General features: G+C 51.0%; 9 protein-coding genes. All 9 read right to left on the reverse strand.

Going from position 1 to position 11,920, the window contains the following annotated elements:
• Positions 1–12: 12 nt before the first annotated feature.
• The 9 genes from AB1757_08055 to AB1757_08095 all read right to left on the reverse strand — a co-directional run bounded on the left by AB1757_08055 (position 13) and on the right by AB1757_08095 (position 11,731).
• Positions 13–294 (reverse strand): hypothetical protein, encoded by a 282-nt coding sequence (locus AB1757_08055; protein ID MEW6126977.1) that lies wholly within the window; start codon positions 292–294, stop codon positions 13–15.
• A gap of 165 nt (positions 295–459) precedes the next feature.
• On the reverse strand, positions 460–2,097 hold the full coding sequence (locus tag AB1757_08060) for a TlpA disulfide reductase family protein (protein MEW6126978.1): 1,638 nt from the start codon (positions 2,095–2,097) through the stop codon (positions 460–462).
• Positions 2,098–2,213: 116 nt separating this feature from the next.
• The gene (locus AB1757_08065; protein ID MEW6126979.1) at positions 2,214–2,714 is read right to left on the reverse strand and encodes a hypothetical protein; all 501 of its coding nucleotides are present in this window, start codon (positions 2,712–2,714) and stop codon (positions 2,214–2,216) included.
• Positions 2,715–2,839: 125 nt separating this feature from the next.
• The gene (locus AB1757_08070) at positions 2,840–3,604 is read right to left on the reverse strand and encodes a class II aldolase/adducin family protein (protein ID MEW6126980.1); all 765 of its coding nucleotides are present in this window, start codon (positions 3,602–3,604) and stop codon (positions 2,840–2,842) included.
• Between the two features lie 133 nt (positions 3,605–3,737).
• Positions 3,738–5,054 (reverse strand): cytochrome c, encoded by a 1,317-nt coding sequence (locus tag AB1757_08075; protein ID MEW6126981.1) that lies wholly within the window; start codon positions 5,052–5,054, stop codon positions 3,738–3,740.
• Between the two features lie 104 nt (positions 5,055–5,158).
• A complete protein-coding gene (locus AB1757_08080; GenBank protein ID MEW6126982.1) occupies positions 5,159–8,374 on the reverse strand; it encodes a TonB-dependent receptor in 3,216 nt (1,071 codons plus the stop codon).
• Between the two features lie 380 nt (positions 8,375–8,754).
• Entirely contained in the window at positions 8,755–10,101 is a 1,347-nt protein-coding gene (locus AB1757_08085; GenBank protein MEW6126983.1) for a neutral/alkaline non-lysosomal ceramidase N-terminal domain-containing protein, read from the reverse strand.
• A gap of 173 nt (positions 10,102–10,274) precedes the next feature.
• The gene (locus tag AB1757_08090; GenBank protein MEW6126984.1) at positions 10,275–11,111 is read right to left on the reverse strand and encodes a universal stress protein; all 837 of its coding nucleotides are present in this window, start codon (positions 11,109–11,111) and stop codon (positions 10,275–10,277) included.
• A 29-nt stretch (positions 11,112–11,140) separates the two neighbouring features.
• Positions 11,141–11,731, reverse strand: a complete 591-nt coding sequence (locus AB1757_08095) for a nucleotidyl transferase AbiEii/AbiGii toxin family protein (protein MEW6126985.1) — start codon at positions 11,729–11,731, stop codon at positions 11,141–11,143.
• Positions 11,732–11,920 lie beyond the last annotated feature (189 nt).

Raw genomic sequence — 11,920 nt, forward strand, 5'->3', positions numbered from 1 at the left:
TGTACAAGACCCTCAATCAGCCAGCGCCTCAATCACCGCATCACAAACTTTGAGTTGTTCAATCACCGCATCGGGCGCGGGTTTGGTAAACGTCGGCTTCATGGCGCGAATCACTTCGGCAACCTTGAAGCGGTCTTTGAGCAGACGTTCAAGATGGTCTAAGAAAAAACTGCCACCCGGTTTGCTGATGTCGAGCAAGCCAATGGTTTTTCCTGCAAGCGTCGCAAGGCGCGGCGCAACCTTCGCCTGCGTTTGTTGATGTTCATTAAACGGATTCACCAGAACTGTCGGCATAAACTCTCCTTTAATTGCGGATTGCGAAATGCGGATTGCGGATTGGCTGAATAGTTCTAGGTATCAACCTTAATCGCGCAAAACCAATTTAGCCTCTTTACCAAATCCGCAAACGGCTATCGCACTTCTGCTTTGAAATGCTCGTCAAAGATGCTAATAGCAACGTCAATCCACAATCCGCATTTCGCAATCCGCAATCGGATAGGTGACCATTTGACTGCCGCGTGCGCCGGTTGCCCAACTGCTGATGACCGCAGAGAATTTTCCCGCCGTGCCGCCTGCGACAATGATTTTAATCTGTTCGGGCGCTGCGAATTTCAAATAGCACGGCTCGCCATCAATCACCGTCTCTTTGTAAAAGCGTGTGAGTTGCGTGCCTTCGCCGTTGTTTTCAGTATATTCCTTGAGCGGAATGCCTGTGTTATTGAATAAAAATTCGCGCACCTGCTGTTTGTTCCATTCCTCGCGTTTGAGTGTTTTTACATGTTCAGGGCAAAGCACAACAATGGCTTCAAACAACGCGCAGACGCGATAGGTCCAACTGGTTGCCAGTTGATGACAGATGGCTTTTAAAATCTGTTTGCCTTCGCGGGCATTATGTTCGCTGACGCCGCGCGGCGGTTCTGCGGCAAATAGCGTCACCGCGCTTTGTTCAGGCGCAAATCCCATCTCAACATGCAGCGGTTCCCAGGCGCTCTCTTCTTCGTTTTCGGCGATGCAATACGAAAACTTTCCGGGATTGCCAAGCGTTGACATATCGATTTCGCCGGGACGCGCGCCGCCAAGGTTGGTAAGCAGCAGTTGCAATGCCCGCCCTACGGAACTATTGGCGCGGGCAACATTACTGAAGACATTACCCGCGCAAGCGAAATTCAATTGCTTACGAATTGGCCCATTGATAATCACCAGCGGCGCAGCAGAATGCGTGGTTGCCTGAACGCCGTGAATGTTGAAGCGTTCGTCACACACGGCGCGAACCAGGGGAATGAGCACGCGCATCATTTCCGGCGCGCATCCCGCCATCACCGCGTTTGCGGCAATTTTTTCAACCGTCGCCTCTCCATAATTCGGCGCAATGCGTCCGATGATTTCATCCGGTGGAAGTTCGGTTGCCGCAAGCATTCGTTCAACTCGTTCAACGGTTGGCGGCACCACCGGAAGCGCATCGGCTATGCCGTTTTGCAGACAATAATCATATGGGTCTGTGTCGTCGGCAAGTTCAATCAGCGATGCCCGCGCCCCGCGTTTGCTGTAAAGATGCAAACTTGCTGCGGTCTCACCTTCGCCTTGTTGTTCAAGATGGCGCGACGTGCAGCCGGGCTTGGTGTCGGGATTGCCATCAAACTTTTCCGCAATGATGACTGGCTCGCGATTTAAAGCTTCGCACATCATCGCCGCAATCGTATTCAAATCCGTTTTATCGAAAGCCATTTGCGTGAAGACGATGCGCTTTTCCTGATTCACCAGAAACAGTGTGGGCACAGCCTCAGGGTCATAGGCGCGCGTCACCGCTAAATCGCCGTCAAGCGCCACCGGAAAAGCAATCGCAAGCTGCTTGATGAGTTCGCGAGTGCGTAGCGCATCATCTTGCGAAATGCCGATGATATGAGCATCAGGCAAGTCATTCACAAGGCGATTCAAATAAGGAATCGTCAAATGGCAGGTCGGACAATCGGTTTCAAAAAAAATCAGCAGCGTCGGTTTTTCCGTGGCGATTGTCAACCGTCGGGTTGAATCATCAATTGATGGCAGGGAAAACAGCGGCGCGTGGTCTTTGATTTGAAGCATGGTGACGGCAAGCATATCTCCAACAGCCCGGAAAAAGCAAAGCAGCGCAGTTACTTTGCGAGTGATGCATCGTTTGCATAGCTATCGCAAAATAACCGCGCTGCAAAGCGTGGCAATATTAAAAACCCGCGTTATTGTTTGGCGTAAACTTCGGTTGATTCCTGCTCGCCTCTCGGTGTCGTGCGTTTGGTGTGAATCTTTAAAGTTTTGCCACCGTCCGCAAGTTCCCAATGTGCTTGAGCGGTAATTTCAAACTCTTGCCCTTGCATGCTGAGTTTTGACACAGTGTTGATTTCGAGAATTTTGCCGTCGCCTTGCCATTTGGCTTTGTGTGTAGATGTGCCTTCCATACGACCGGTCATTTTACTGGTGGTTTCACTGCCATCAAGATTGTAGGTTGTTATCTGTTCGCCACGCGCAGTTTTTCTAACAGCTGTCAGCGTTTTTGCATCCTGCTTGACGTCCAGCGTAATCTCACCACCGCCGCCACCGCCGCCCGGTCCTTGTGGCAAGGTGCTCTTTGATGCGTCCAATTTCCAGGTGCCTGAAAAATCTGTGCCTGCTGCGCTCACGGAAACTGCCGCCATCACCATCATTAAAAACATCGAACCATAAGCTAATATTTTTTTCACTTTTTCTTTCTCCTTGTTAATCGTTTTGAGGGAAGATTTGCGAATCACCCCACTCGAAAGTCCGCCAATTTAATGACGTAAGCCGGATGCCGCAGGTTACGAGAAAGTTGTGCGGCGGCTTTAGCTTAATCGCGATACGACGGATCGATTCTATCGAGTTTGCGAAGCAAGGCGGGCCAAGCCAAATCGCCGCCCATGCCTTTGGTGGCTTCGGCGGATTGCGCGCGAATGCCGCGCAAAATCGGTTCGGCAATGTGGGTGAGTTCGCCGCCCGCTTGCGCCATCACCTGTATGCGACACGCGGCATCAAGGGTATACATCGCCAGGAAGGCTTCCGCAGCATTTCTGCCAACCGTGAGTAACCCGTGATTGCGCAAAATCAAACAATTGTTGGTGCCGAGGTCTGCCACCAAGCGCGGTTTCTCTTCGGCATTCAAAGCCACGCCTTCATAGTCGTGATAGCTGATGGATGAAAGCGGAAACAGCGAGTGTTGCGAAATCGGCAGCAGTCCGTTTTTCTGCGCTGATACGGCAACGCCATGAATCGTGTGGGTGTGAAAAACACAGTGCGCATCTTCGCGCGCTTCATGCACGGCGCTGTGAATGGTGAACCCGGCAGGGTTAATGAAATAAGGCGAATCCATCACAGTATTTCCCTGAAGGTCGATTTTCACCAAACTCGAGGCGGTGATCTCTTCAAATAAAAATCCATAAGGATTGATCAGGAAATGGTGGTCGCTTCCGGGAACGCGCATGGAAATGTGTGTAAAAATCAGATCATCCCATTTATACAGCGCGGTCAAACGGTAGAGCGCAGCCAGGTCAACCCGCGCCTGCCACTCTTCGGCGGAAACTTTTTCACGAACATTGATTGCTTTTGCGGTTTGCATAATGCGGACTCCTTTCGATGCTTTTTAAGCTGGTGACTTTCAATCAGCAAAATCTGTCGGAATATCGATTAGCCATGCTTCTTTGATTTTTGCTTTTAAACTTTTGCCTTTTAACTTTTGCCTTTTGCCTTTCTTATTGTCCTTTACTCGCTGGTGCTGGTGATGCGGCAGGCACGACGTGACCTTTTTTCACCGTGAGGTTCAAATTCTCATCAATCGCTTCATAGAAGATGCGCCCCTGCATCATCTCGTCGGCAGTGGTTTCGCCCCAACGCACAACTTGCGCGGGGTTAGGATTAAATTTATTTTTGGCGCTGTTATCATATGTCCCGATGAATTCGACCTGTGTGCCTTTCGCAACGCGCATTGGCTCGGTGAGCAAATAGACCCGCTGCCAGTTGAAATCATAACGTGGAACGGTGAGCACATCTTCGACGCGACCGTCCGGGTAGGTAAAGCGTATCACATAGGATTTGCCGCGCAGGTGCATGTGTACATGAAAGAAGCGAATCAACGCATCGGTATTAAAGGTCTTTTTATCGGTGAGTGAATAGTTGGCGTCACCGGGTTGCACTTCGAGATCTTTCCGATCACCAAACAGCACGCGCAAATTTTTCTTCACGATGCCATCGGCGAGATAGAGTCCAACCGAAGTCTGGTCAATCTGTTCTTTTTCGGTGGGCGCGTAATGAATCTGGATGCCGAGTTTCATGCCTTTGGGAATCATCACCGCTGTGCCTTCCGCAAGCATGATGGGTTGCACGCCGGGTGCCCATCCCGAAACCATCACAGTGCCGCGCGCCGACGGGTCGAAATCGCCTGCGATGTAGCCTTCTTCAGGAACCTTGAAATTTGCAGGCACAACGTGAGTGTTGGCGTGGTGCACGGCTTTCAAATTCCCCGGTCGCGTTTCAATCGACCGCAACCAGGTGGTTTCGGGAAAGACATAATCGAAAACGAAAAACACATACAAATCTTTTTGCCTGGCTTTCACGGTAAACGGTTTTTGCACTTTGACGACGACATCAGGTTGACCGAGTTTCCAATCGTCTTTCCAAATGCGGGCGGCGGGCAGATCTTTGGCGTTGCCTTTGGCAGCGCCGCTATCGACCCATTTCGTAACCGTGGCAATCTCCTCATCGGTGAGGCGCGGGTCATGTTGATAACGTCCGATAGCGCCGGTCGCATGAAAAGGCGGCATCTCGCGGTTGACGATTTTTTCTTTGATGGAACGCGCCCAGGGTCGCGCTTCTTCAAAGGTCACAAGCGACATTGGCGCGACGCCACCGGCGCGGTGACACTCTTCACAGCGACGTTGGAAAATCGGCGCGACATCTTTGGTGAAAGTGATTTTGGTTTTATCGCTGCCGCTGTTGCCCGAAGTGGACGACGGCAAATAGACCGCAAGCATCAATAGACCCATGCCGATGAAGAAGATTATTTTTTTCATGGAGACTCCCTTTCACGCGAAGCAAAAATTTAGCCACGAGCAGCAATGAAACGGCAATCGCAACTCGTGGCTAAGTTTTATCCAAAACGACGGATGAATCAAGTTTAGAACGCGAACTTCAAGCCAAATTGAATGCGGCGCGGATCAAACGCGGCATTGAAACTGAGCGGTTGACCGGGTCCGCGCGTCTTATCGCCTTTAAGGTTGAAGGTTCCGCGATTGTAATCGGGCGACGCCGGATTGTTACCGAGAATGTCATTGACGGCAGCAAAGTTCGTATGGTTGAACAGGTTGATGCCTTCGACAGTGAATTCAATTCGCGTCGGGTTGTCCTGCGCAAAATAGAAACTCTTGCTGAGGCGCGCATCGACGCGAGCGAAATTGGGTCCGATGCCGGAGTTTCTCGGCACATAGAATAAGCGGTCGTTGGTGACGCGGGTATCGCCGTTAATGTCAACGCCGGTGTAAAGCGTAAACGGTATGCCCGAACGCAGAGAAACGACAGGGCTGAACGCGACATCGGCAAACAGATGTCCCATAACCGAATCGCCGCCGCGTTTATACGGCGTAACAAACACGCCGCTGAAAACGAAATTGTGGCGCACGTCATACGATGAAAGCCCGCGCTCTAAATCAAGGCGTGAGGGGAAGGGACCATAGAATGCTGAGTTATAATCGGTCACATCATCAATCGCTTTTGAAAAGGTGTAACTGCTCTGGAATGAGAAATGGTCGCTGAAACGTTTCGTCAGTGACGCCGTCATGCCGTGATAAATCGAATTGCCGATTGAGGCATAAACGGTTTTTTGCGTGATGGTCGGGTCGCCGCCTCTTGCCGGGTCAATTACATAAAGCGGTCCGAATGCCGGATTGCGCCCGACAAGCCGTGGGTCGCCCGGCAACGCTTCGACATAGTTTCTCGCGTGCGGCACCTGCAAGTGGACGCCGTGATACACCTGATAAGCAAGTTCAAGCGCCATTGACGAGGTCAGCTTTCGTTGAATGGCGAAGTTCGCCTGAATCGAATAGGTGTTTTTGTAATTCGGGTCTAAATCAAAAATGACGCGACCGATACCTTTCGGCGCAGTGCTGATGCCGAGCGCCTGCAAATCGCTCGCCGACAGTGAGCCAAAGGGCAGTTTGCCGGCGGCGCGACCGGCAGCCCAGATTGCCGCAGGAGTTTGCGCAGCGGGAAATGCCGGGGTGCGGAAAACCTGATTGATGTAGCGCCCCGTATCATCAAGCAAGTTGGTCACATAGATGACCTGATAAGGAATCTGCGCATAGAAAACTCCCGCGCCGCCGCGAATCACTGTACTGCGGTCGCCCAGCACATCCCAGGAGAAACCAAGACGCGGTGAAAAATAGGTGTTGCCCTGGGCAGGCGCTGGCTCGCCTTCGTAATCAACGCGGAAGCCGTAATCAAGCGTGAAGCGTTGCGCGACTTTCCACGAATCCTGGGCAAACGCGCCAAAGTAATTGGCGCGGTCTTCCCAGACCGAATTACCAAAACCCTGTCGGTAAAGGAAGGGCAAATTGGCATTGAAGGATTGCAAACTGGTGAGCGCGGTTCCGGGTATCGAAGCGCCTGCGGTTGTCGCATTGCAACTGGCAAGCGGGATACCATTCAATTGACAAATGCCGACAACGAAAGCCGTCTGGTCGGCTGGCGGTACGGCTAAGACCAGCGGATAAATCCCCGATGAGAAATTCCATTCACCGGCAAACCACAATTGATTATCGACTTTGTAATTGACCGGACGGAATGACGCGCCAAACTTCATGGTGTGCGCGCCCTTAATCCACGAAACCGTATCTTCAAATTGATAGCGATCCTGGAAAGTGTTAAACGGCGTGGTGAACGGGCGATTAAAATTGCCTACCCCGACAATCAACAAAGATGAAGTATTCGGCGTATGTGGAGTGGTGACGGCTGAATTTTTCGGCGAAAATTGTACCCGCGCAATGTTGACCACGCTTGAGCCGAAATTGTGCGTCCAGGTAAACAGCGCCGTGTAATCGCGCGCCGTCAAATCGGTGGAATAGGAAGTGGATTCAAACGCATCGGTGGTCAACTGGTCATTGAAATTACGCGATAATGAAAACCGCCCGGTGATGATGTCGTTTTGGGTCGCCTGGTAATCCACCCGCGTATTCCACGAATTCAAGCGGTATGCCGCGTTAAACGCGCCGTTATTGGCAGAGAGCAGATTGACGGTCGCCGGATAGTTTGCCGCAGTAGTTCGCAATGAATTTGCGAGATTGCCGCCGATGCGCGCCAAGTTGGCATTTCCCGAACTCTGCATCCTTGAAATCAGCGTTGATTGCGCTGCTGTCGCATTCAGCAAAGGGTTGGCAAGAAAGTTGCGAAAACGCGGCAAATCCAATTTCTGCCGTTCGTAGTTGGTAAAAAAGAACAGCTTGTTTTTGATCATCGGACCGCCGAAGGTAAACCCTGGATAGACCTGTTGTTGAAAAGCTTTTTTAGAACTGATGTCAAAAAATTCGCGCGCCGAAGTTTTATTCGAGCGATAAAAAATATAGGCGCTGCCGTGAAATTCGTTGCTGCCGCCTTTGGTCACGACGTTGACTGCGGTTCCCGAGGTGAAGCCGAATTCCGCCGCAAACGAATTGCGGTTGACCTGAAATTCCTGAACCGCTTCGGGGCTGATGGCATAACGCAATTGCCCTGAGCCATATTCGTTTTCACCGCCATCAACGGTAATCAGGTTGTTGCGTCCGCTGCTGCCGCCAATCGAAAAACCCGAAGTGCCGAAGTTAAATCGCGCGCCACCTTGCACGCGCGGCGCATCGGAACTCGAAACCCCCGGCAAAGTGAACACATAGTTGGTAAAGCCGCGTCCGATGTTCGGCAGATTTTCAATCTGGCGGTTTTCAATGGTATTCGCCTGTTGGGTGCGCTCGACTTCAACGACCGGCGCTTCGGTATTGATTTCGACAATGTTACTGACCGCGCCGATGCGCATTTGGGCATCGTAAACCGCTGTCTGCCCGATGCTCAGAACGAGTTTGTTTACCAGAGTGGTTTCAAACCCCTGAGCTTCAATGCGCAATTGATATTCGCCCGGTTGTAGCGATTGAATTTGATATTCACCGCTTTCATTGGTTTGCGCCGTTCGCGTTGTACCGCGCTCAACGCTTTTGATGGTTATCGTTGCACCGGCAATGACAGCGCCATTTTGGTCTGTCACCGCACCTTTCAACGTCGCGGTGCTGACATCAGCCTGACCAAAGACCGTTAGGGTTTGCAGGCTGAGCAAAACCGACACGCACAGAATATTGAGAACTTTTTTAATCATAACAATCCTCCGGTAGCGGTTACGTGGAACAGGTTTAAGAGCAAGGCGGCACAGGAAAACGCCACGCTGCAATTAAATGAATTGATAACTATGGAACCCGAAATCTATATGGATGTGCCTGAAAACCCCTCCGTGTGATGAGTCCACCGGAAAGGTACAAGTCGCCAGTTGAACTTTCCTGACGTCTGCACACCGTCACAACACCACAGAGTTCGTATCAATCGTTGTTGTTGTTTTATTAGAGAGCTAACAAATACGGAAATTTTATATACCGCGCCTTTTTGTTACGTCAATGTAAACCGATTTATTTTACCCGTCGCTATGGGCTACGACGTGAAGCGGAATTTCAGTTTCGTAAAAAAGCGCGGTTGAGGAAATTTTTATTTCAGTTTGCCAAGCAGTTGATAAATCCAGATGAGCGCCGTGTTCATCAACTGTTCACCTGCGCCAATGGCAACCGGCGACACTCCCTGATCCGCGCCGTAACCGCCTTCGGCGATGGCTTCGACGGTGGGGAAATATTGATGATAGCCATTGGCATAACCGAAAAAGAAAAGTTGTTTCACCCGGGCGCGTTCTTTCAAACGAATCGCGTGATTAGAAAAAAATTCGCCCGACGCGCCAACCAGGGCAATCTCGCCATTGAGCAGCGCCACCGTGAGTCGCGGGCGCACCCCTTGTTCATATTCATCAACGAATGCCGGAATCAGTTCGGGGAAAAAAGCTTTTTCATAAGCCGCGCGCACAAAAGGATTTTTTAAATCAACGCGCGGCGCAAACGTAAAGCGGTCTTCTTTGACTTCGAGTGAAGGTTTGGCAACCGTCTCGGTTTTAAGCGACGAAGCAAGCTTAATCACTTCGCCAGCCAGAGCCTGACCAAATGCCTGATAGCCTTTATTCGCGCCTTCGTTGACCGATTGATCGCCCGCCGCCCCCTGCATAAACACCGTCGTTGTACCTAATTGTTTATCAACCGCAGCTTTCATCTGTCCGACATAATCGGCGGAAAATTTCAAAGTGAGCGCCGGGATGGTCGTCGGATGCGCGGTGAAATTAACCACCACGGCAAGCGGCTTGCCGCTCTCGTCATCAAAACGCATCACGCTTAAATCTTTGTCGCTCGGCTTGGGCTCAATTTTGGTGTGACGATTGCGATTAAAGCCTTCGAGTTTCACTGCGCCGGTTGCCATCTTCGCCGGTTGCAATTTGCTATTCGCTTCAAAAATCGCCGCGCAGATACCCTCTTCCATCTGCTTGTAGTAACGAATCGCCGCATCGAATTTGCCTTTGCCTTTGCCCGGCTCGTCTTTGAGTTCAAGCACCGGCGTGTGATGCGAATGCGAACCGGCGATGAATGAATATTCGATACCGGCTTCGGCTTTGATACGCTGGCGAATGTTTTGCAGCGAGGCTTCGGCGGGCGCGCGACCTAAATCGAGACCGACGATGGCTAATTTTTTAGCGCCTGCCTGAATAACAATCGCCACGGCATAGAGCGGGTCGAGTGTGCCTTGCGACAACATATCGTGACGCGCCCCGTAACCCCACATCGGCACAGGCTCACGCGGGGTGATGTCGCGACGACCGACGCCGACTTTGAAAACCGCGGCATCCGCAGCCTTCGTTTGCGCGAAAGCGGCTTCGGTATTCGCAACGAAGATGAGAGAAAAAATGAAATGAATGATGATCAAAGCAACGAGTGTTTTTTGATAGAGATAGGTTTTCATAATTTATGTTTAAGCCGGTTATGCCGGTCGAATTAATCAACACGGATTGCATTGTCTTGAGCATGCGCCTGAAAGGAAAAAAGGGTTGCAACGGCAAACCAACCAATTGCAACCATCACGGGTGAGCGCGAACGTCTGAATGTCATCGGTTGTCCTCTGAATGAAAAGAATGTTTAAACCGCCGGTACGGCAAGAAGCGGACATTGCGAACCGCGCAACACCCGTTCGGTGGTGCTGCCGCGTAAAGCATCGAGAAAACCTTTGTGACCTTCGGTTGCCATGACAAGCAAATCCGCATAGGCAAATTCTTCTTCGTCGAGAATGGTTTCCACCGCGTCGCCTTCCTTAATAATTTCCTGAACCTGCCAACCGGTTTGCAAAGGCACTGCGACATTCGGGCAGGTTGCTTTGCTGCCGACGTGCAGCAATTGAAAATTGACCTTTGGACAATCAAGGATTCGCGCCAAAGCGACGGCGGCGTCAATGGCTCGTTGCGGATGCGGCTTGCGGTCAATCGGAATCAAAATATTTTCGAGGCTTACCGCGCCGGTCTCAACCGATACAAACCCAACTGCGCGACGCGGCACAAACAAAGTGGCGACGTGCGACTCGCGCCCTACGGGTTCGGCAATCGCTTCGTGCGTCCAGCGCGACAATCCTTGCCGTTGGTGGGTCGAAAGCACAATCAATTCGTTTTTATGGGTCTCCAGATAATGCAAAATCGGATGCACGGGCGCGGAACCTTTGGCTTCGATTTTTTTTACCTGCACCCCGCTATCCAAAACCGCTTGAGGCGTACTGCCCTGCGGGATAACGCCCCAACGTTCAAGAAGATTGCGAACGTGGGGAAACTCTTCCCAACCGGCATCTTCATCAAAGGTGTCCAAATGAAAGATGGTGAGCAGCGATTTCGCTTGATGCGCGATTTTCAGCGCGTGGGCGAACGCCGCTTCATCACCTCTGGTCAAATCGGTCGGATGAAAAATTTTCTGGTAATTGAAATCGCTCATCTTAGCTTCAGACTCAACTGTTGAACCTTTCAAAATTCGTCGTCTTCATCTTCGGGTTGTATGTCTTGCGAAATCAAATCGCGCCAAGTATCTAAAATGGCTGGTCCGACGTTTAAGGCTTTTAATCGCTCGCCGACTTCACCGGTTTCGCTCTTTAATTCAGGAAAGGTCAAAAGTAACATCGCCAAATCGCGCCAATCGGTTCCGGCTTTCGGTTTACCGCGCCGCTCCGTATAAGCAATCACTTTGCTGGCAATCAAATCCGCCGGAGAAATCACCAACACATTTTCTATGCGATTGGTTGCCGGTAACGTTTCGACAGGGCGAAGGTCAACTAAATGGCGATTGCCGGATTTCTGCACTTGATACAACCGATAACCACGCCCTTCGCCAATCTCGCGCACCCGCACGGCAATGTGAAATTCGTTGTTGAGATGTTCGCGCAATTCTTCCGCCAGTTCCGCAGCCCGCGTCGAAAGTAAATCTATATCTTGCGTCATTCGCGGTTCATTAACATAGGCATTGACTGCCTGGGCGCCAAACACGACAACGTCATTGCGCCCGCGCAAAAATTCCAGCACAGCCTGATGAATATTTGCTAAAGGCAAGGGTTCTTGCATCACAAATTCCCGAAATGTCAAAGCGCCCGCATTAAACATGATTCACACCTCTGCATCATCTTAATCCATTCCTGCTCTTTTTTGTATTTGCTTCTCGTTAAGCAATGCGGTGCAGAGTTATGGACGGTTGAGTATAAGATTGTTGGTAGCTGCAATTGCCATTTGCACAATTGCAACTACCAACAATCT

The organism is Acidobacteriota bacterium, from assembly GCA_040754075.1.
GTDB lineage: Bacteria > Acidobacteriota > Blastocatellia > UBA7656 > UBA7656 > JBFMDH01.